The 19320-nt window shown below is 69.0% G+C and carries 22 protein-coding genes and 1 tRNA gene; 13 read left to right on the forward strand and 10 right to left on the reverse strand.

Features of this window, described 5'->3' with window-relative positions:
* Both J2847_RS22820 and J2847_RS22825 read right to left on the reverse strand, forming a co-directional pair.
* A partial coding sequence (locus J2847_RS22820; protein ID WP_325169466.1) for a receiver/sensor box histidine kinase occupies nt 1-1351 on the reverse strand: 1351 nt, incomplete at its 3' end.
* 282 nt (nt 1352-1633) lie between these two features.
* Nucleotides 1634-3928, reverse strand: a complete 2295-nt coding sequence (locus J2847_RS22825; RefSeq protein ID WP_233474724.1) for a CheR family methyltransferase — start codon at nt 3926-3928, stop codon at nt 1634-1636.
* A gap of 165 nt (nt 3929-4093) precedes the next feature.
* Between J2847_RS22825 and J2847_RS22830 the strand changes: the two genes are divergently transcribed.
* Nucleotides 4094-5122: a chemotaxis protein CheB gene (locus J2847_RS22830; protein ID WP_209781131.1), complete on the forward strand. Its 1029-nt coding sequence runs from the start codon at nt 4094-4096 to the stop codon at nt 5120-5122.
* 68 nt (nt 5123-5190) lie between these two features.
* Here J2847_RS22830 and J2847_RS22835 read toward each other — a convergent pair whose 3' ends face one another.
* The 5 genes from J2847_RS22835 to J2847_RS22855 all read right to left on the reverse strand — a co-directional run bounded on the left by J2847_RS22835 (nt 5191) and on the right by J2847_RS22855 (nt 9516).
* Nucleotides 5191-5949: a LuxR C-terminal-related transcriptional regulator gene (locus J2847_RS22835; protein ID WP_233474725.1), complete on the reverse strand. Its 759-nt coding sequence runs from the start codon at nt 5947-5949 to the stop codon at nt 5191-5193.
* 167 nt (nt 5950-6116) lie between these two features.
* Entirely contained in the window at nt 6117-7289 is a 1173-nt protein-coding gene (locus tag J2847_RS22840; protein ID WP_209781133.1) for a zinc-dependent alcohol dehydrogenase, read from the reverse strand.
* A 43-nt stretch (nt 7290-7332) separates the two neighbouring features.
* A complete protein-coding gene (locus tag J2847_RS22845) occupies nt 7333-8124 on the reverse strand; it encodes an SDR family NAD(P)-dependent oxidoreductase (RefSeq protein ID WP_209781134.1) in 792 nt (263 codons plus the stop codon).
* A 121-nt stretch (nt 8125-8245) separates the two neighbouring features.
* A complete protein-coding gene (locus tag J2847_RS22850; RefSeq protein WP_209781135.1) occupies nt 8246-8485 on the reverse strand; it encodes a con-10 family general stress protein in 240 nt (79 codons plus the stop codon).
* A 647-nt stretch (nt 8486-9132) separates the two neighbouring features.
* A complete protein-coding gene (locus J2847_RS22855; protein ID WP_209781136.1) occupies nt 9133-9516 on the reverse strand; it encodes a rhodanese-like domain-containing protein in 384 nt (127 codons plus the stop codon).
* 189 nt (nt 9517-9705) lie between these two features.
* Between J2847_RS22855 and J2847_RS22860 the strand changes: the two genes are divergently transcribed.
* Entirely contained in the window at nt 9706-9909 is a 204-nt protein-coding gene (locus tag J2847_RS22860) for a YgaP family membrane protein (RefSeq protein ID WP_209781137.1), read from the forward strand.
* Nucleotides 9910-9935: 26 nt separating this feature from the next.
* Entirely contained in the window at nt 9936-10286 is a 351-nt protein-coding gene (locus J2847_RS22865; protein ID WP_209781138.1) for a carboxymuconolactone decarboxylase family protein, read from the forward strand.
* Nucleotides 10287-10371: 85 nt separating this feature from the next.
* Here the strand turns inward: J2847_RS22865 and J2847_RS22870 are convergent, their stop codons facing one another.
* Entirely contained in the window at nt 10372-11034 is a 663-nt protein-coding gene (locus tag J2847_RS22870) for an alpha/beta hydrolase (protein ID WP_085556098.1), read from the reverse strand.
* A 291-nt stretch (nt 11035-11325) separates the two neighbouring features.
* On the opposite strand from J2847_RS22870, the gene cysE reads away from it, so the two are divergent.
* The 7 genes from cysE to J2847_RS22905 all read left to right on the forward strand — a co-directional run bounded on the left by cysE (nt 11326) and on the right by J2847_RS22905 (nt 16282).
* The gene (gene cysE, locus J2847_RS22875; protein WP_209781139.1) at nt 11326-12063 is read left to right on the forward strand and encodes a serine O-acetyltransferase; all 738 of its coding nucleotides are present in this window, start codon (nt 11326-11328) and stop codon (nt 12061-12063) included.
* On the forward strand, nt 12060-12545 hold the full coding sequence (locus J2847_RS22880) for an Rrf2 family transcriptional regulator (protein WP_085556096.1): 486 nt from the start codon (nt 12060-12062) through the stop codon (nt 12543-12545). Before cysE ends, J2847_RS22880 begins: the two co-directional genes overlap by 4 nt.
* 5 nt (nt 12546-12550) lie before the next feature.
* Nucleotides 12551-13678, forward strand: coding sequence for a cysteine desulfurase family protein (locus J2847_RS22885; RefSeq protein ID WP_209781140.1), 1128 nt, complete (start codon nt 12551-12553; stop codon nt 13676-13678).
* A gap of 136 nt (nt 13679-13814) precedes the next feature.
* The gene (locus J2847_RS22890) at nt 13815-14492 is read left to right on the forward strand and encodes a J domain-containing protein (RefSeq protein WP_209781141.1); all 678 of its coding nucleotides are present in this window, start codon (nt 13815-13817) and stop codon (nt 14490-14492) included.
* A gap of 41 nt (nt 14493-14533) precedes the next feature.
* Nucleotides 14534-14863 (forward strand): ferredoxin family 2Fe-2S iron-sulfur cluster binding protein, encoded by a 330-nt coding sequence (locus tag J2847_RS22895; RefSeq protein ID WP_085556093.1) that lies wholly within the window; start codon nt 14534-14536, stop codon nt 14861-14863.
* Nucleotides 14864-14978: 115 nt separating this feature from the next.
* On the forward strand, nt 14979-16103 hold the full coding sequence (mnmA, locus tag J2847_RS22900) for a tRNA 2-thiouridine(34) synthase MnmA (protein WP_209781142.1): 1125 nt from the start codon (nt 14979-14981) through the stop codon (nt 16101-16103).
* Nucleotides 16104-16207: 104 nt separating this feature from the next.
* Nucleotides 16208-16282 (forward strand) — tRNA-Met (locus tag J2847_RS22905).
* A gap of 110 nt (nt 16283-16392) precedes the next feature.
* Here J2847_RS22905 and J2847_RS22910 read toward each other — a convergent pair.
* Together J2847_RS22910 and J2847_RS22915 are read right to left on the reverse strand one after the other, a co-directional pair.
* Nucleotides 16393-17010, reverse strand: coding sequence for a chemotaxis protein (locus J2847_RS22910; RefSeq protein ID WP_209781143.1), 618 nt, complete (start codon nt 17008-17010; stop codon nt 16393-16395).
* 5 nt (nt 17011-17015) lie between these two features.
* Nucleotides 17016-17375 (reverse strand): response regulator, encoded by a 360-nt coding sequence (locus J2847_RS22915; RefSeq protein ID WP_209781144.1) that lies wholly within the window; start codon nt 17373-17375, stop codon nt 17016-17018.
* Between the two features lie 122 nt (nt 17376-17497).
* Between J2847_RS22915 and J2847_RS22920 the strand changes: the two genes are divergently transcribed.
* The 3 genes from J2847_RS22920 to J2847_RS22930 all read left to right on the forward strand — a co-directional run bounded on the left by J2847_RS22920 (nt 17498) and on the right by J2847_RS22930 (nt 19302).
* Nucleotides 17498-17986: a putative toxin-antitoxin system toxin component, PIN family gene (locus J2847_RS22920; protein ID WP_209781145.1), complete on the forward strand. Its 489-nt coding sequence runs from the start codon at nt 17498-17500 to the stop codon at nt 17984-17986.
* Between the two features lie 105 nt (nt 17987-18091).
* On the forward strand, nt 18092-18529 hold the full coding sequence (locus tag J2847_RS22925; RefSeq protein ID WP_209781146.1) for a hypothetical protein: 438 nt from the start codon (nt 18092-18094) through the stop codon (nt 18527-18529).
* Between the two features lie 197 nt (nt 18530-18726).
* The gene (locus J2847_RS22930) at nt 18727-19302 is read left to right on the forward strand and encodes a DedA family protein (protein WP_209781147.1); all 576 of its coding nucleotides are present in this window, start codon (nt 18727-18729) and stop codon (nt 19300-19302) included.
* The last annotated feature ends 18 nt before the right edge of the window (nt 19303-19320 follow it).

Genomic DNA, 19320 nt, shown 5'->3' on the forward strand with positions numbered 1-19320 from the left:
TCCCGTGGACTCCCTGGACAACGGGCTTCTGCAACTGGAAGCGTGGCTGGAAATTGGACGCCGATGATGGCTGGTTTTTCGAGGCCGATTGACAGATCGACAACCCCAGACCGACACCCCGCTTCTGATCGTGATCCGGATTGTCGAGCTGCTGGAACTCCTCGAAGATCCGCCGCTGGCTTTCCTTGGGAATGCCGGGACCGCTGTCCCACACCTCGATTCGCAGGCGGTCGCCGGACTGGCGCCGGCAACCGACGACCAGCCCACCGCGCTCGGTGTATTTCAGGGCGTTGGCGATCAGGTTGCGCAGGATTCGCTCCAGAAGCTGAGAATCGCTGTGCACCTGCAAGGAACAGGGAACGATCCGGAAGCGCAACCCGCGCATCTCCGCCTGGAGCACGAACTCGTGGCGGATACCGTCGAGCATCGCGTTCATCGACACCGGCCCGAAATCCGGCTGCAGCACCCCGGCGTCGAGCCGGGCGGCGTCCAGCATCCCGTCCAGCAGGGTGCGGATGGTCAGGTGGGCGGCCATGACGCCGCCCATGATCTTGTTCTCTCCCGGCCCGACCCGGTGGCGCAGGACGTCGAGGAACAAGCCCAGCGACATCACCGGCTGGCGCAGGTCGTGGCTGGCGGTGGCGAGCAGCCGCAGCTTGTCGGCGTTGGAGGCCTGGGAGGCGCGCAGTTCCGCGTTCGAGCGTTCGAGCGCGAGGTTGGCGTGCTCAAGCTCCGCCAGGGTCACGCGCACCTCCTCGTCCATGGCGCGCATCTCCTCCAGCGTGGCGCGGAGTTCCTGGGTGGAGCGGCCGTGCTCCGCCGAATGATGGTCGAGCGCGCGCTCGCGCAGAACCAGCATCTCGGACAGCAGGTCGACCCGCTGCAAGGCGGCCTCGTAACGGCCGTTCAGGAGCGCCAGTTCGGCGCGCTGTCGCTCGATCGTCGCGTCGGCCTCCCCCTGCCGGATTTCCAGATCCTCGACCAAGGTCAGGGTTTGCTCGTGCTCGCCGGACAGCCGGCGGGACTCCCGATGCCGCCGCTCCTGCTCGTCATGGGCGATGCAGACGAAATGATCGGTGCCGCCATGCCGCCCGATCAGCGGCGTGATCAGGAGCGAGCAGGCATAGCGCTCCCCGTTCTTCCGGCGGTTCAGCAGCGTGGCGCGCGCCGGTCCGCCGGCCATCAGGTCCCGCCTCAACGCCGCCACGGCGTCCCGGTCGGTGTCCGGTCCTTGCAGGAAACGGGGGGAACGGCCGACGACCTCTTCCGGCGCGTAGCCGGTCAGAGCGGTGAAGGCGGGGTTGACGTAGCGGATGACCGGTCCGGGCGCGTCCAGATTGACATCGGTCACGATGATCGCACGGTCCATCGCGTCCCACAGAGGCTGGATCACGAGGGGACAGGATTTGCGCTCCGGTCCAATCTCGGTCAATGGCGCGTCCGACATCGTTCCGCTCCCTCCCGTGGCGCGGGTCGGCCCCGTCGTTCGGAACAGCGCCCGCATCGTCGGTCTTCCCAACAGGAACCGCGCATGTCCTGCGTGGTTCCTGTCTTGCACAGCGGAGGTCCGCCGCCATCCCTCGCCTTCCTCCTATGAACCCCGCCACCCCACCGGAAGGCGTAGCGCGAAAGGTCAGGCCCCCGTCACTCTCCGGCCTCCTCGCCGTCGGCAGGCACCGTCATGCCGATGCGCTGCCGCTCCGAGATGCCGTGGACCAACGCCACCAGGATCGGCGGCTGCTCGTTCCCGAAGAACTGCATGCACATCTCCACCGGGTGCCGGTTCCCCCCCGCTTTCCATGACCGTCTCGAAGACGATTTCAGTCTTGGCGCCGGACAAAAGCGGGCTGACCAGCTGGCCAAGCGTCTCGGCGTCGGTTTCCGGCATCAGCTCGTGCAGGGCGATCTGCTTCAGCGCGTCCAGGGAATGGCCGAGCTTGGTTTCCGCGCCGCGGTTGACCAGCAGGAAGCGGAAGCTCAGCGGGTCGAGGAAATAGACCTCGTTCAGGGATTCGCCGATGATCCGGCCGAGGTAGCGGATGTAGGTCTCCGCCCGCGCCCGTTCGGTGATGTCCTCGATGATCAGGACGACGCCGCGGGTGTCGCGGTCGAACAGCAGCGGCGACAGCCGGATCCGGCAGTCGATCCGCCGCCCCCGCCGGTCCATCGCCTCCAGCTCCATGGTTTCGGCGGCGCTGCCCTCGTCGAGGATGGTCTGCAACGAACGGCGCAGGCGCTGCACCGGCAGGCCGATGTCGAGGGCGGGGAAACTCTCGCCGGCGACCTCCTCGCTGCGCAGGCCCCAGACATTCTCGCTCCAGCGGTTCCAGGACCGCACCCGCAGGTCGCGGTCGAGCACGATGATGCCGACGTCCATGCTGCGCAGCACCGATTCGGAGTAGCGGCGGTACTCGCCGGCCTCCTCGCTCTGGCGGCGCATCTCCTCGTTGGCGACCTCCAGCTCCTCGTTGGCGACCTCCAGCTCCTCGTTGGCGGAGCGGAGCTCCTCGTTCATCGTCTCCAGCTCCTCGTTGGTGGACTGGAGTTCCTCGTTGGTCGTCTCCAGTTCCTCGTTGGTGGACTGGAGTTCCTCGTTGGTCGTCTCCAGCTCCTCGTTGGAGGACTGGAGTTCCTCGATGGTGGTTTCCAGGCTCTCCTGGGCCGCCTCGATCTCCTGCTGGAGCAGGAAGATGCGGCTGGTGTCGGTGAAGCTCAGCAGGGTGGCGAAGGTCCGGCCGTCGCGGCCGTAGAGGGGGGCCGCCTCTATGGTCAGCCGCACCGGGTCGGCCGGCGGGCGGGAGAACTCCTGGTGCTCGATGCGGACCGTGCGGCCGGTGTTCTGCACCTCCTCGATCTTGCTGCGCAGCTCCGCCGGACGGTAGGAGATGGTCAAATCCTGGAAGGGGCGGCCGATGTCGGTCTCGGCCAGTTCGAACAGGCGGCGGGCCTGGACGTTGGCGAAGATCAGCTGGCCGTCGCCGTTGACCGCGATGTAGGCGGTGGCGCTGCCGTCGATGATGCTTTCCAGCAGGCGTGTCTGCTGGTTGGTCCGGCTGTTGTAGGCCTCGGTCGCCAGCGACAGGCTGCCGCCCGCCGTCCGCCGCCATTCCTGCGGCACCTTGGCGAAGATGCGGCTCTTCAGGTCGACCGGCTCGAACATCTTGGAGCGGGCGAGCTGGGTTTCCGCCTTGCCCAGGAACAGGAAGCCCTCGTTGACCAGCGCGTAGTGCAAACGCGGCAGGACGATGTTCTGGGTGTCGCTTTCCAGATAGATCAGCAGGTTGCGGCAGATCAGCAGATCGATCCGCGAGATCGGCGCGTCGTGCACGATGTTGTGCCGGCCGAAGATCACGCATTTGCGCAGCTCGCGCTGAAACACGTAATGATTGTTGGTGCGCTCGAAGTACTTGTCCAGCAGAGCCCCAGGCACCGTCTCGACGTCGCGCGGCGCGTAGACCGCGTGCCGCGCGATGTTCAGGGCGGCCTCGTCCAGGTCGGTGGCGTAGATTTTCACGCGCCGGCAGAAGTCGGCGCTGCCCATCGCCTCGGCGAACAGCATCGCCAGCGAATAGGGCTCCTCCCCCGACGCGCAGCCGACGCTCCAGATGCGGATCTGGCTGCGGTCGCCCTTCCGCGCCAGGATGCGGGGCACCACATCGCGCTTGAGGATCTCCCAGGCCTCGGTGTCCCGGAAGAAGGACGTGACGTTGATCAGCACCGTGTTCAGGAGATCGATGAATTCCTGCGGATGGGCCTCGAGGAAGGCGTGGTATTCGGTGAAGTCGTCGCAGCCGACCTCCTCCATCCGCCGGCGGATGCGGCGTTCCAGACTGGTCCGCTTGTAGCCGCGGAAATCGATGCCGCGCCTCTCCTGGATGTGCTGGATCAGATTGGAGAATTCGGGGTCGGTCGTTTCTTTGCGGGTCATAACGGTACAATTGCCTTGGATCGGCGAAGGATAGCCATGGCGGCGCGCGCCTGACAAGCGGCCCGACGGTTCGGCTGCGCAATGAAGCGGACGGGAGAAAAGGGGGTCTGCCGGGATTGTTTCCCGAACGGCGCAACGACCGTTCCGAGCGGATGTTGATGTCCCATGAACACGCGCGACATCCTTGTCATCGGGGCTTCGGCCGGCGGACTACAGGCCCTGACCCGGCTGTTTTCCGACATGCCGGCCGGTTTCGGGCCGACGGTCTTCCTGGTGCAGCACGTCACCCCGGCGGGACCGAGCCAGTTGCCGCAGTTGCTGGAGCGCTGCCGCTGGCTGCCCGCCTTCCATCCCGAGGACGGCGAGCCGATCCGGCCCGCGCACATCCATGTGGCGCCGCCCGACCGCCATCTGCTGGTCCGCGACGGCCGGGTGCTGGTCCGGCGCGGCCCGCAGGAGAACCGGACGCGGCCGGCGATCGACCCGCTGTTCCGTTCGGCCGCCGCCGCCTTCGCCACGCGGGTCGTCGGCGTCGTGCTGACCGGCATGCTCGACGACGGCGCGTCGGGTCTGCACGCCATCCACCGCTGCGGCGGCCTGACGGTGGTTCAGGATCCCGAGGACGCGGATTGGCCGAGCATGCCGCGAAACGCCATCGCCCACACCCCGGTCGATCACGTCGTCGCCATCGACGCGATGGCGGCCCTGCTGGTTCGGCTGGGCCGCGAACCCGCCCCGGAACGCCCGGACATCCCGCCGGACATCGCCATCGAGGCCCGGATCGCCGAAAAGGAGCTGACGACCACGGCGGCGGACACCAAGAAGGTCGGACGGCCGACCACACTGGTCTGCCCGGATTGCGGCGGCGGCCTGTCGGAGATCGCCAACAGCCCGGTCATCCATTTCCGCTGCCAGGTGGGGCACACCTACAGCGCGGAAACCATGGTGCAGGCGCAGGGGGAGGCGATGGAGAAGGCGCTGTGGGTGGCCCTGCGCACCCATGAGGAACGGATCGAGCTGTTCACCCGCCTCGCCGACCATGCCCGTTCTCGCGGCCACGACCGGGTCGCCGCCAGTTGGGGGCATCAGCTTGCCGAGGCCCGATCGAACGTCGACGTGCTGCGTCGGGTGCTGTCACAACCGGAGGTGAAGGACGCCCTGCCGACGGCGCAGCCGGACGGACCGCCGGCCTGACCCGCGATCCTGACCGGTGATCCTGCCCGGCGATCCTGGCCGGGTCTCCGACCCAAGTCCGCCGGACCTCAGGGCGCCGCCAGCCCCGCCTTCATCGCGGCCAGCGCGAGCTGGGTCCGGTTGCGCGCGCCGAGCCGCTGCATGATCGCGCGCAGGTGCACCTTGACGGTGCCCTCCAGCACGCCGAGCTCACGGGCGATCTCCTTGTTCGAGCAACCCTCCAGCAACAGCCCGAGCACCTGCCGCTGCCGGTCCGTCAGTTCCGCCACCGGACCGCCGCCCGTTCGCGCCGGCTGCCGGATCGGCGTGGCGGACATGCTGGGCATCGGGCGCCCGGCCAGCGAGCGTGGCGGAGCCGGCGCGTAGATTCCGCCGCCGAGCACGATGGGCAGGGCTTGGTCCAAGACGACGCCGTCGCATCCCTTCGACACGAAGCCGCGGGCACCGGCCTGGATGCACCCCGCGACGATACCGCTGCCGCTGGCCCCCGAAACGACGATCACCGGGACGTCGCCCGCCGCCTCCAGCATGGTCGCCAGCCCGCCCAGCTCGTCCTCCGCCTCCATGTGCAGATCGTAGAGCACGGCCGTGAGGTCCGGAAGCGCACGGACCTTGTCCAGCCCCTGCGCCAGCGACCCCGCCTCGGCGACGGCCGCGTCGGGGTAGCGCTGCCGGATCGCCAGCGACAAGCCGTAGCGCACCAGCGCGTGGTCGTCGACGATCAGGAAGCCGTGGCGGGGCTCCCCGTCTCCGTCGGCGTTCCCCTTGAAGGGCGCCGTGGACTCCAGCTTGCCGGCGTCGATCCTGTAATGGGCCTGATGAGCCAAATCCTCTCCTCCCATGTACCGCGTCCGGTCAGTCGATGCGGCAGGGCCTGCCGCGCCCCGTACTGTAGGGGGGCGGCAAACACAGCATGAACCTTCCATCGGATGGTGCGGCGGGCTCATTCGGGGTATGGCGGCGGGCATCGCCTGCCCCGGCGGCCCTTCCCCCCTCACGGCTTGAGCACGACCTTGATGCAGCCGTCCTGCTTGTCGCGGAAGGTCTTGTACATGCCCGGCCCGTCCTCAAGCTTCACGGTGTGGGTGATGACGAAGGAGGGGTCGATCTGGCCTTCCTGGATGCGCTCCAGCAGGTCGTCGGTCCAGCGGTTGACGTGGGTCTGGCCCATGCGCCAGGTCAGTCCCTTGTTCATCGCCATGCCGAAGGGGACCTTGTCGATCAGCCCGCCATAGACACCGGGGATCGACAGCGTGCCGGCCGGACGGCAGACATACATCATCTCGCGCAGCACATGCGCCCGGTCGCTCTCCAGCATCAGCGCCTGCTTGGCGCGGTCCATGATGCTGTCCAGCGTGGCGGTGGCGTGCGCCTCCATGCCGACCGCGTCGATGCATTTTTCCGGCCCCTTGCCGCCGGTCAACTCGTTCAACCGCTCGACGACGCTCTCGTTCGCGAAGTCGATGGTGACGGCGCCGCCGGCCCTGGCCATCGCCAGGCGCTCGGGCACCTGGTCGATGGCGATGACCTGCCTGGCGCCGAGCAGGATGGCGCTGCGGATCGTCATCTGCCCGACCGGGCCGCAGCCCCAGATCGCCACCGTGTCGGTCGGCTCGATGTCGCACTGCGCCGCCGCCTGCCAGCCGGTCGGAAAGATGTCGCCGAGGAACAGCACCTGCTCGTCGCTCAGTCCCTCGGGGATCTTCACGTGGGTCTTGTCGGCGAAGGGCACCCGGACATACTCGGCCTGCCCGCCGGCGTAGCCGCCGGTCAGGTGGGTGTAGCCGAACAGTCCGGCGGTGGCGTGGCCGAACAGCTTGTCGGCGGCGGCCTTGTTGCGGTTGGAACGCTCGCAGACCGAATAGTTGCCACGCCGGCACTGGTCGCACTCGCCGCACCAGATGGTGAAGGGAACGACGACGCGCTCGCCGACCTTGAGCGCGCCCTTGGCCTCGGCGCCGACCTCGACGACCTCGCCCATGAACTCGTGGCCCATGATGTCGCCCTTCTCCATGCCGGGCATGAAGTGGTCGTAAAGATGCAGGTCGGACCCGCAGATGGCGCAGGAGGTGACCTTGACGATGGCGTCGCGCGGATGCTCGATGCCGGGATCGGGAACCGTGTCGCAACGGATGTCGGCGGTGCCGTGCCAGACCAGGGCTTTCATGCTGTGCTCCGGGACTCGTGGGGAAGGAGGTGCGCGCGGCCGGTCAGTGCTTGCCCGATCCCGGCTCGGCCATCTTGCGGTGCTGCTCGGCCAGGATGCCCGAGGGGGTTACGGCAGCCATGGCGGTCTGCAACTTGTTCTTCCAGCCGCTGACCACGTCGCCGTCGCCGTTCATCATCGCCTCGAAGCCGGTCTTGGCGACGTCGGCGGGGTCGTCCTTGGTGTCCTGCCCGACCTTGGTGTCCAACATGTCGGCGCGCTCGAAGAACTCCGTGTCGGTCGCCCCCGGCATCAGGCAGGTGACCGTGACCCCGCTGTCCTTCAGTTCGCTGCGCAACGCGAAGGAAAAGGAATCGATGAAGGCCTTGGTGCCGTTGTAGACCGCTTGGTAGGTGCCCGGCATGAAGCCGGCGATCGACCCGGTGATCAGGATGCGGCCCTGACCGCGCGCCCGCATGGTGCGGCCGACGGCGTGGATCAGGCGGAGGGTGCCGGTGACGTTGGTGTCGATGACGTGCTGGGCTTCGCCGAAATCCTGGTCGAGAAAGCCGTGCCCCAGGCCATGGCCGGCGTTGGCGAGCAGGGCATCGACCGGCCGACCCTTCACCGCCGCGCACAGCTTGTCCACCCCTTCCGGGGTGGCGAGGTCGGCGGTGACCGTTTCGACCGCGGCGCCGAGGCCGCGCAACTCCTGCGCCGCCTGTTCGATGGCGGGATCGTCGGCGGCGATCAACAGGTCGAAGCCGTTCTGCGCGCACTGCCGGGCCAGTTGGCGGCCGATGCCGCTCGACGCGCCGGTGACGATGGCGAAGGATCGCTGCGCTGCGTGGGCCATGGGAATGTCCTTGCTCTGAGCAGGAAGAGAAAATCCGTGGAATCCGGATCCTACGGCAGGAAGGCCGCCCGTCCGGGCGGCCTTCCCTCATCCATTCAGGTCCATTTCGGAAGACGGGAGCTCAACGGTTGCCGCCCTGGTTTCCACCACCCTGGTTCCCGCCGCCCTGGTTCCCGCCGCCGTGGCTGTGTTCGCCGCCCTTGCGGCCCGCTTCGGCGGCGCGTTCCGGATCGTTCTTGAAGTTGCCACCGGAAACCTGACCACCCTTGTGGCCGGCCTCGGCCGCCCGCTCCGGATCGTTCTTGAAGTTGCCGCCGGACTGCTGACCGCCGGCACCCTGTCCCTGGTTCGGATTGGCCATGACGTTTCTCCTGTGTTGGGTCACGCAACCAACCTCAACATCCCGGCGGAGCGGCCATCACGGTACTACGCCATCCAGGCAAGGCCGGGCACATCTCACCCTGGGCCTCCTTGGGAGAAGAGGTATGCCTTCCGATGAGCGGCCAACATTCGCGGAGCATCGGATTGCTAAACCATCGATCACCCCATCGCCTGCCAGGAAATTCACGACCTCCTTCATGATCGAAGACCGGGATAAAAGCCTTCGGCAACTTCAGCATCCTTCGATGCGCGGCTGGCCAACTTCCCGCATGAAGGAGGCCGGCAAAAAATCCATTCCCTCCGGTTTTCCCCAAGGATGCACGATCAGGAGGAAACGATGAACGGAGAGGGGAACAGCACGCCGCCGCTCCGCAGCCCCGGCGATGCGGCGGCATCCGGTCCGCGGGATCCCGGACGAAACACCCGCAGCCGCCCTACAAGAGCCAGTCGCAGCCCTGGCCGGCACAAGCCGCCTCGACGGCCGGCAGCCCGTCGCTCAGCACGGCCCCGAGAATGTCCACCATCTGCCCGGTCGATAGCGTCCACGAATTTCCACCACCTTCGTGGACGCTATCGGGATGACGAGTCGAGAGACGACTCAAGCTTCTGTCAGGCGCTCTTAGCGCTTCAGCGCTCGACCGGGCCGCCAGCGCCGATCCAGGCTGTCATGCCGCCTTGCAGGCGGTGTACCGTTCCCTGAAAATCCGCCGCCATCAGCCGTTCCGCCGCCGGGCCGCAGCGCCGCCCGCTCTGGCAATGGAACAGCAGCCGCCTGTCCGGATCGCGCGGGACCGCCGCCGGATCGAAGGACGACAGCGGATTCAGGATGGCGCCCGGTATGCGCCCGGCCCGATGCTCCTGCGGCTCGCGAACATCGACGACGACCAGCTTGCCCTCCGCCAGCCAGCCGATGGCGGTCGCCGGGTCGACCTGCCGGATTCGCTCGTCGGCGCCGCTTTGGTCGGCCGGGGCGGATGACAGGAAGCGGCGGAACAGCGTGCACAGAGGCATGACGGTCAACTCCTTGGAAATGGTCGGATCATTCTGATCGCCTGACGGCAGGGCTCGGATCCCGGCGGTCGTTGCCGCAGCGTCCGTTCCTGGCCTTGACCATTAAATAAGAAAAATCTAATATTCAGTCAACGCCGGTTCGGCCCTTGCCGCCCCGCCCGCGTCCCACATCCGTCCCGGAGACCCCGCATGACCATCGACCGCATCGTCTTCGCCTTCGCCGGCACCGTCGTCCTCGTCAGCCTCGCCCTGTCGCAATGGCACGACCCCGCCTGGCTGTGGCTGACCGCCTTCGTCGGCGCGAACCTGCTTCAGGCCGCCTTCACCAACCTGTGTCCACTGGCGATGGCGTTGAATCGTTTCGGCGCCCGCCTCGGCCTGCGCGCCCACTGATACCCCCGAACCGGAAGGAGCAAACCATGCACAAGGACTGGCCGCGCATGGCGGACGAGCTGTCGGGAGCGCTGCGCGACCTGCGCGGCGGCGCGCCGGAGGTGATGAAGGCCTTTTCGGGAATCGCCCAGGCCGCGCTGAAGGCCGACGCGCTGGACACCAGGACCAAGGAGCTGGTCGCGCTCGGCATCGCCGTCGCCATACGCTGCGACGGCTGCGTCGCCTTCCACGCGGAGGCGGCGGTCCGGCAGGGCGCCAGCCGGGCGGAGGTGCTGGAAACGATGGGAATGGCGGTCTATATGGGCGCCGGACCGTCGGTGATGTACGCCGCCCAGGCCCTGGAGGCGTTCGACCAGTTCACGGCCCAGGCCCGCTGAACACACCGTGGAAGGCGACCGCCGCCGGCAACGGCGTCAAACGGCGGGGGGGGCGCCAAACGGCGAAGGGGCGCCGGGGCGCCCCTTATTCCGCGATGGCGGCGAGCGGGTTGCCGAGCGCCTTGTCGAGATAGTCGTCGACCTGCACCGCCAGATCGTCGGTGCGGTTCAGGAAGAAATGGTTCGCGCCCGGAACGACCCGGTGGTCGATGCGGATGTCCTTCTGGTGCGACAGCTTGGTCACCAGCTTGTTCACCGCCGCCTGGGGAACCAGCTCGTCCTTGTCGCCATGGACGATCAGACCCGAGGACGGGCACGGCGCCAGGAAGGAGAAGTCGAACAGGTTGGCCGGCGGCGACACCGACACGAAACCGTCGATCTCCGGCCGCCGCATCAGCAGCTGCATGCCGATCCACGCCCCGAACGACACGCCGCCGATCCAGCAGACCGGAGCGTTGGGGTTGTAGGTCTGCAACCAGTCCAGCGCCGCCGCCGCGTCGGCCAGCTCGCCCTCCCCCTTGTCGTAGGTGCCCTGGCTGCGCCCGACCCCGCGGAAGTTGAAGCGCAGGGCCGAATAGCCGCGCTTGGTGAAGGACTGGAACAGGGTGAAGACCACCTTGTTGTTCATCGTCCCGTTGTGCTGCGGATGCGGGTGCAGCAGCAGCGCGACCGGCGCGTTCGGCTGCTTGCCGTGGGTGTAACGGCCTTCCAGGCGACCGGCGGGGCCGTTGATGAGCACTTCGGGCATGGGAGCGACGATCCTGACGCGAACAAAGGGTTGTCGGAACCACCACGGCGCCGGAGACCGGACGCCCCGGCGTGCTGACGGGGTCTCCCGTCATGGAGTGGGGTTTTCGCACACAATTCTTGACCATTTTGCTTGGTCATCATATATGCGTCGGTACGTCCTCCGGGGCAACCCGCCAGTCCGCACCCATGGCCCGTCCGCTGCGGCCGGACAACGGGTGCGCCTCGATGGGACTTGCGAAAGATCGCTCCTCCAACAAGAGCGGCGGACTATACCACGGCGGGTGATGGCGTGTTCAAGCATCTTCGCGAAGAGATCGACGGGATCATGGCGCGCGACCCTGCCGCGCGGTCCCGGCTGGAGGTGGCCCTGTGCTACCCCGGTCTCCACGCGCTGCTGCTGCACCGGGTGGCGCGGCGCTGCCGCGACGCCGGCTGGCATCTCGCCGCGCGGCTGGTTTCCCAGGTCGCCCGCGCGCTGACCGGCATCGAGATCCACCCCGGCGCCACCATCGGCCGCCGCTTCTTCATCGACCACGGCATGGGCGTCGTCATCGGCGAGACGGCGGAGATCGGCGACGACGTGATGCTCTATCACGGCGTCACGCTGGGCGGCACCTCGCTCGCCCCCGGCAAGCGCCACCCGACGCTGGGCAACGGCGTCATCGTCGGGGCCGGCGCCAAGATCCTGGGCGCCATCACCGTCGGCGAGGGCGCGCGCATCGGGGCCAACGCGGTGGTGGTCGCCGACGTGGCGTCCGGCACCGCCATGGTCGGCATCCCGGCCCGGCCGGTGACGCCGCGCGACCGCACCGACAGCGGAGCTTTCCTGCCCTACGGCACGCCCTGCGGCGACACCCCCGACCCCGTGGCCCGCGCGCTGTCCGGTCTGCTCGACCGGATCACCGCGTTGCAGGCCCGCGTCGCGGAGCTGGAGGCCGGACGGCTTTCCCCCTCACCCCCCTCTTCACCAGACATCGTCATGGCCCGCAACGGCGGGATTCGGGAAGCGCAAGGAGACACGCGATGAGACTGAGCACCAAGGGCCGCTACGCCGTGATGGCGATGGTCGATCTGGCCGCGACCAGCCAGGGCAGCCCGGTCGCGCTCGCCGACATCGCCGAACGGCAGGAGATCTCCCTGTCCTACCTGGAACAGCTCTTCGCCAAGCTGCGCAAGGGCGGTCTGGTCAAAAGCGTGCGCGGTCCCGGCGGCGGCTATCTGCTGGCCCATCCGGCCGACGCCACCCGCGTGTCGGACATCATCCTGGCGGTGGACGAGCCGATCCGCACCACCCGCTGCGCCAACGGCACGCCGCAGGGCTGCCGCACCAACCGCTCGCGCTGCCTGACCCACGATCTGTGGGAAGAGCTGGGCAACCAGATCCACATGTATCTCAGCTCGGTCACCGTCGCCGACGTGGTGGAGCGCCGGATCATCGGCACCAGCGGCCTGATCCTCGGCCGCCCGGTCCTGGCCGAGGCCGACAGCGCGGCCGTCGCCGCCGAGTGAGCGCCGTGTCCGGAAACGGCCCGGCCCCCGCCGGCCGCCTCTATCTGGACCACAACGCCACCACCCCGCTGAAGCCGGCGGTGAAGGCGGCGATGGTCCAGGCGATGGATCTGGTCGGCAACCCGTCGTCGGTGCACGCCTTCGGGCGGAGCGCGCGGCGCGCGGTGGACGAGGCGCGGGCGGCCGTGGCCGCGCTGGCCGGCGTCAGGCCGGCGCAGGTGCTGTTCACCGGCAGCGGGACCGAGGCCAACAACCTCGCCCTGCGCGGTTTCGCCACGCGGACGGTCCTGGTCTCGGCCATCGAGCATGAGTCCGTGCTGGCGGCGGCGCCCGACGCGCCCCGCCTTCCGGCCTGTTGCGACGGCGCGATCGACCTCGCGGCGCTGGAGCGGGCGCTGGGCGCCGCCGCCTCCGCCCCTCTCGTCTCGCTGATGCTCGCCAACAACGAGACCGGCGTGATCCAGCCGGTCGCCGAGGCCGCCCGCATCGCCCACGCGCACGGCGCGCTGCTCCATTGCGACGCGGTCCAAGCCGCCGGACGGGTTCCCCTCTCCTTCCCGGCTCTCGGGGCCGATCTGATGACCCTGTCGGCCCACAAGCTGGGCGGGCCGGCGGGCGTCGGCGCCCTGATCCTCGCCGAGGGGCTGGAACCCGAAGCGCTGATCCGCGGCGGCGGGCAGGAACGGCGCAAGCGCGCCGGCACCGAGAACCTGCTCGGCATCGTCGGCTTCGGCGCGGCGGCCCGGCTGGCGCTCGACACGCTTCCCGACGCCGCCGCCCTCGCCCCCCTGCGCGACCGGCTGGAACGCGAGGCCCTGGCCGCCGTCCCCCAGGCCCGCGTGATGGGAGGCCTCGCGGCGCGGGTGCCCAACACGAGCTGCCTCGTCCTGCCCGGCGTCCCCGGCGAGACGCAGGTCATGGGGCTGGATCTGGCCGGCGTCGCGGTCAGCGCCGGGTCGGCCTGCTCCAGCGGCAAGGTCAAACCATCGCATGTGCTGGCGGCGATGGGGGAGGATGCGGCGGCGGCGGCCTCGGCCATCCGCGTCAGCCTGGGCTGGACCAGCGACGACGAGGCGGTGGACCGCTTCCTGGCCGCCTGGATCGCCATGGCCCGGCGAAGCGCCCGGGCGTGACCCGCGACGTTTCCGGCCGCGCCCTGCCGAATTCGCGCATTGCGCCGGGCCGCGGTTCTGGGTATGACGCGGCTGGAGCACCGACGAGCGGCCTGTCGTGTGGCCGACCGTCTTGGCGTTTCGATGGACAGCACGCATGACACGTTCCGACTCCGGCCCGCCCGGCTCCCGCAACGGCGGCATTTCCGGCAGCCTCGCCGGCGACCTGGAACCCTGCGCGCTGTGCGGCGGCCCGGTGGCGCCGCGCGCCCTGTTCTGCCACGCCTGCGGCGCGGTCCAGCCGCCCCGCCCGCTCGATCCCTTCGCCCGGCTGGGGCTGGAGCGCCGTTTCGACCTCGACCCCGCGCAGCTGGCGCGCCAGCACGCCGGCTTCGCCCGCGCCCTGGCCCCGGAGCGCTTCGCCGCCCGCAGCCCGCGCGAGCAGGCCGACGCGAAGGCGCAGATCCAGGCGCTCGACGCCGCGCACGAGGCGCTGCGCGACCCGGTCCGCCGCGCCCACGCCCTGCTGGCGCTGCTGGACCTCCCGACAGGCGCCGCCGACCCCGATGACACCGACGAGGAGACCGCGGCGTTGGTGACGGCCGTCGCCGTCGCCGCCGACGCGGCGGCGCTCGACCGCGCCGCGCTGGACGTCGGCCGCCGGATCGAAGCCTGCATCAAGTATCTGACGCCGGCCTTCCGCAAGGCCCAGGCCGATCCGTCGAAGGCGGACGCCGCCGCGCGCATCCTGGCCCGGCTGGAACGGCTGGAGTCCCTGGCCGGCGAGGCCGCCGCCCGCCGCGCGGCGCTGAGCCCGCCTCCGGCATCCTCCTGAATCCCGACCCGCGCACCCTCACCAACGAAAAGAGGACCTTCATGCCCAAGATGACCTTCATCGAGACCGACGGCACCCGCCGCGAGGTCGACGCCCCGCTCGGCCTGTCCGTGCTGGAGATCGCGCACAAGAACAGCCTGGATCTGGAAGGCGCCTGCGAGGGGTCGCTGGCCTGCTCGACCTGCCACGTCGTGATCGAGCCGGAATGGTACGACGTCCTGCCGGAAGCGGCGGAGGACGAGGAGGACATGCTGGATCTGGCCTTCGGCCTGACCAAGACCTCGCGCCTCGGCTGCCAGATCATCATGACCGAGGAACTCGACGGTCTGACGGTCCGCCTGCCGGGCGGCAGCAACAACGCGATGTCGTAAGGACGGGACGGGGCGCGGGTCGGCGGCCCTTCCGGGGCTCGGGCTTTCGCGGCCCGGGCGCCCCGTCGAAGGACCGCCCCTTTCCTTGCCCGCCGTTTCTCCCATATTGGGCGCCATGAACTCCCTCGGTCTTTCCAAGCGCCCCCAGGACACCCGCGTCGTCGTCGCGATGTCCGGCGGGGTGGATTCCTCCGTCACCGCGGCCATGCTGCGGGAAGAGGGCTACGATGTCGTCGGCATCACCCTTCAGCTCTACGACCACGGGCTGGCCTTGCAGAAGGCCGGAGCCTGCTGCGCCGGGCAGGACATCTACGACGCCCGCCAGGTCGCCGAGCGCATCGGCATCCCGCATTACGTGCTGGATTACGAGGGCCGCTTCTCCCAGGACGTCATGGACGATTTCGCCGACAGCTACCTGCGCGGCGAGACCCCGATCCCCTGCGTGCGCTGCAACCAGCGCGTCAAGTTCCGCGATCTGCTGAACACCGCCCGCGACCTCGGCGCCGAGGCGCTGGCCACCGGCCATTACGTGCGCCGCGTCGAGGGCACGCACGGCGCCGAACTGCACCGCGCCGCCGACCCCGGCAAGGACCAGAGCTATTTCCTGTTCGCCACCACGCGCGACCAGCTCGGCTTCCTGCGCTTCCCGCTGGGCGGCCTGACCAAGCCGGAGACCCGCGCCCTGGCCGAGCGCCACGGGCTGGAGGTGGCGGCCAAGCCCGACAGCCAGGACATCTGCTTCGTGCCCAACGGCGACTACGCCGAGGTGGTGGCGAAGCTGCGCCCCGGCTCGGTCGAACCGGGCGAGATCGTCCACATCGACGGCCGCGTGCTGGGCCGGCACCGCGGTGTCGTGCATTACACGGTCGGCCAGCGCAAGGGGCTGGGCATCGGCGGCATCCGCGGCGGCGAGGAGGAGGCGCTCTACGTCGTCCGGCTGGAGCCGGCGCAGCGCCGCGTCGTCGTCGGCCCGCGCCGCGATCTGGCGCGCTCCGTCGTGACGGTGCGCGAGATCAACTGGCTCGGTTCCGCCCTTCCCGAGGGCGACGGGCTTGAGGTGTCGGTCAAGCTGCGCTCCGCCCAGGCGCCGGCCGCCGCGACCTGGCGCTTCGCCGCGGACGGCACCGCGCGGGTGGACCTGCACGAGCCACAGCACGGCATCGCGCCCGGCCAGGCCTGCGTCGTGTACCAGGGCGACCGGGTTCTGGGGGGGGGCTGGATCGCCGCGACGGCGTCTTAGAAAAAATAACGGGAGGGGATGTTTTCGCCGCTTGACACCCCACACCCCCCTATCCTATAGAAGCGGCCCCGGCGGAAACGACCGGGCAGGATGGTAGACACGATGGCAGCGTAGCTCAGTGGTAGAGCAGGGGAATCATAATCCCTTGGTCGGGGGTTCAAATCCCTCCGCTGCTACCATCAAGAAAAGGCCGGTCGAACCGCAAGGTTGGCCGGCCTTTTCCATTTCCAAACGGCAGGCTCCAAACGGCCCGCGCCAAGGCGGGCACGCCCAGATCAGAGCCGGACGGTCAGGAACCGAGATTCGCCAGCGTCCGGCGGATTGCTTCGCGGAAGGCGTCGAGGGACGCGATGTCGAGCAGAAACAGCGCGTGCCCCTGCGCGTCGCCGGCGGCCAGCGCCATGTCGATGCGCACGGCCAGGACGGGATCCTCGGCCGCCCCGATCACCGCCTCCGGATCGCCGGTCCCATAGCCGGGAACCGCCCCGGCGATTTCGCCGCCGATCAGGTTGGACAGGCTGGCCAGACAGCCGTTCAGGATGATGTTGCCGATTTCCGTCAGCGCGTCCTGTTCCATCTCCCCCGGCCCCTCGGCGGCGGGATCGACCGGGACCAGACGGCCGACCAGGGCGAGCGTCCCCTGTTCGGGAAACAGCAGCATCGCCTCGCCGGTGAAAGGGCCGGCGAAGGCGCCGCGCACCGCGCAGACCGGCGGGACAATGGCAGGGGCGAGGTCGCGGGCGACGGCCAAGCGGGTCGACACCGCGAAGGACGGCACCGACAGACGGACCTCCTCCCCCAGCATGGAACTCAAGGCGGCGGCGGGTTCCCCCATGCCGATGTTGAACAGCTCGGCGATGGCGTCGGCCTCGTCGCCTTGCGAAAGCAGCGGTTCGTCGCCGGCCATCCGCGTCACTGCCCGGCGGCGGCGAGGAAGTCCCGGATCTTGTCCGAGGTGATCGGCTTGGCGATGAAGCGGATGTCGATCGCCGCCGCCTTGCTCTTCAACGAATCCTGGACGTTGGCGGTCAGCAAGCCGATCGGCAGGCTGTCGAAGCGCGCCTTCAGCTGCTCGGCCAGCGCGATCCCGTCCATGCCCGGCATGTTGTAGTCCACGATGGCGGCCACCGGCGTGGCGTCGGCGACGACCCCCAGCGCCTCCTCGCCGCTGGCGGCGGACAGGATGGTCCAGTCCGGCCGCAACGACGTGATGACGCTGGCGACCATGTTGCGCGCCAGCCGACTGTCGTCGACGATGAGGATCGTGGTCATGCCGGGGATTCCGCTCTTAATGATTCGTTGACGCCGTGCATCGTTCATACCGCAAAGCGCGAGGCCCCACAAGAAAGCCTCCCGGAAGACGGTTCCTTGGAAGAAAGACCGGATTTGACGAAATGAACATCGGGGAAAACCATGATACCCGGAACGAAGGGGCCGGGCTTCATTCGGTCAAGCCTGTCCGCGCCGTGCTGGATACCAACATACTGGTGGCCTTCGCCCTTCTGGACGAAACACAGGCTCCCCGCCGCCACGACGCCCTGCGCCGCTGCGTGGAGCGGGTGCGCGCCGACCGCGGCCTGCTCGGCAGCACGGCAACCCTGGCCGAGCTGCGCGCCGTGCTGATGCGCCCCGGTTTCGAACGCTACAGCCCGGCGGCGGCACGCCAGCGCTTCGTCGACGCCATCACCGCGGAGACCACCCTGGTCGCCCCCGCCCCCATCGGCCGGCTGTGCCGCGATCCCGAGGACGACATGTTCCTCGCCGCCGCCCTGGCCGGCGACGCCGACTGGCTGGTCACGGTGGACCGCCAGCTTCTGTCGGTGCGGTCGATCGGCCGGACCCCGATCCGCCGCCCGGAGCGCTTCCTGGAAGCCGTGGCCTGAGCGGACACGGATCCGAAGCACCGCGCCGCAACCACAGATTCCCCTCGACAATCAGACCCCTTCATAGAATAAAAAGGGAACACTTCGCAAACCGCGGGTGAACGGATGAGCGCCCAGCATCTTCTCTTCGACGATCTGCCCGAGACGGAGCGCGTGCGCAAGCCAGCCCGCCGGTCCCGCGCGACCAGCATCGCCGCCCCCGTCGCCGTCGACATGGTGAGGGAGGCGGTGCCCATGCCCGCGTCCGCCGCCCTCGCCGCGTCCTGTGCCGCGACGCTGCCGCTCGGCCCACCCGCTCCACCGGCCCCGCCGCCGCCCTTCGACCCGGGCGCGCTGTCGAATCCCGAACTGCGCGCTGTCGTCCAGGCCATTCCCGATGCCCGGTTGAGCTATCTGCTGATCGAGGCGGCGCGCGAGTTGAAGCGGCGCGCCCTGCCCGACCGCGCGGACGACGACGAGTCCGGCGAGACGGCGGAACCCAACCCTATGCTTCTGCGCGCCGCCCGGCAGGTGGTGGGCGAACTGGCGGGCGACGACGCCTGATCCCGTCCGTCACCGGCCGGCGGTCGCAGGAAGATTACGGGTGATCCCGGATTCCAGGGAAAGTTTACGGGACAAGCAGTGCAGACCTGTGCCATCATCATGGCTCGGCCGTCGTTTTCTTTCGCATCGCACAATAGAGCGGCGCATCGGCAGCGAATGGCAGGAACTGAACCGCGCACCGCCTCCCGGAGGGAGCTTTGGACTGGATCACCTGGTTGCAGGAATGGGGCAATGCCTTCTACCCACTGGCATTCTTCTGGGCTTTTTTCGAAGGTGAAACATTTGTCATCTTCGGCGGGATGGGTGCCCAGCTCGGTGTCTTCAATCTATACTGGCTGGTCGCCTCCGTGTGGATCGGCAGCTTCCTCGGCGACCAGCTCTGGTTCTGGATGGGGCGCCGCTGGGGCGCCAAGGCGCTGGCCCGCTTTCCGGCGGCCGAGGTTCACAGCGCCCGTGTGCTGCGCTGGCTCGAGATGTACGGGGTCGGCTTCATCCTGGTGTTCCGTTTCCTCTACGGCATCCGCAACATCGCGTCGGTCGCCGTCGGCACGTCCCGCATGCCATGGCGCCGCTTCATGGTGTGGAATTTCGTCGCCGCCGGCATCTGGGCCTGGAGCTTCGCCGGCGCCGGCTACCTGTTCGGCGAGGCCGCGGCGTCGATCGGCGAGAGCGGCACGAAGATCCTGCTGCTGATCGCCGCCGCCATCGCCGTGCTGTGGATCGCCTTCAAGAGCATCCGCTGGGTCCGCCGCCGGGCCACGTCGCAGGTGTGACCGCCGCGGCGGCGTGAC

Source organism: Azospirillum agricola (genome assembly GCF_017876095.1).
In the GTDB taxonomy this organism is placed as follows: Bacteria; Pseudomonadota; Alphaproteobacteria; order Azospirillales; family Azospirillaceae; genus Azospirillum; species Azospirillum agricola.

Coding starts and splice junctions, on each gene's coding strand:
- J2847_RS22825 (WP_233474724.1), bottom strand. CDS start 3,928: ATGACCCGCAAAGAAACGACCGACCCCGAATTCTCCAATCTGATCCAG.
- J2847_RS22830 (WP_209781131.1), top strand. CDS start 4,094: ATGAACACGCGCGACATCCTTGTCATCGGGGCTTCGGCCGGCGGACTA.
- J2847_RS22840 (WP_209781133.1), bottom strand. CDS start 7,289: ATGAAAGCCCTGGTCTGGCACGGCACCGCCGACATCCGTTGCGACACG.
- J2847_RS22845 (WP_209781134.1), bottom strand. CDS start 8,124: ATGGCCCACGCAGCGCAGCGATCCTTCGCCATCGTCACCGGCGCGTCG.
- J2847_RS22850 (WP_209781135.1), bottom strand. CDS start 8,485: ATGGCCAATCCGAACCAGGGACAGGGTGCCGGCGGTCAGCAGTCCGGC.
- J2847_RS22855 (WP_209781136.1), bottom strand. CDS start 9,516: ATGCCTCTGTGCACGCTGTTCCGCCGCTTCCTGTCATCCGCCCCGGCC.
- J2847_RS22860 (WP_209781137.1), top strand. CDS start 9,706: ATGACCATCGACCGCATCGTCTTCGCCTTCGCCGGCACCGTCGTCCTC.
- J2847_RS22865 (WP_209781138.1), top strand. CDS start 9,936: ATGCACAAGGACTGGCCGCGCATGGCGGACGAGCTGTCGGGAGCGCTG.
- J2847_RS22870 (WP_085556098.1), bottom strand. CDS start 11,034: ATGCCCGAAGTGCTCATCAACGGCCCCGCCGGTCGCCTGGAAGGCCGT.
- J2847_RS22880 (WP_085556096.1), top strand. CDS start 12,060: ATGAGACTGAGCACCAAGGGCCGCTACGCCGTGATGGCGATGGTCGAT.
- J2847_RS22890 (WP_209781141.1), top strand. CDS start 13,815: ATGACACGTTCCGACTCCGGCCCGCCCGGCTCCCGCAACGGCGGCATT.
- J2847_RS22895 (WP_085556093.1), top strand. CDS start 14,534: ATGCCCAAGATGACCTTCATCGAGACCGACGGCACCCGCCGCGAGGTC.
- mnmA (WP_209781142.1), top strand. CDS start 14,979: ATGAACTCCCTCGGTCTTTCCAAGCGCCCCCAGGACACCCGCGTCGTC.
- J2847_RS22910 (WP_209781143.1), bottom strand. CDS start 17,010: ATGGCCGGCGACGAACCGCTGCTTTCGCAAGGCGACGAGGCCGACGCC.
- J2847_RS22915 (WP_209781144.1), bottom strand. CDS start 17,375: ATGACCACGATCCTCATCGTCGACGACAGTCGGCTGGCGCGCAACATG.
- J2847_RS22920 (WP_209781145.1), top strand. CDS start 17,498: ATGAACATCGGGGAAAACCATGATACCCGGAACGAAGGGGCCGGGCTT.
- J2847_RS22925 (WP_209781146.1), top strand. CDS start 18,092: ATGAGCGCCCAGCATCTTCTCTTCGACGATCTGCCCGAGACGGAGCGC.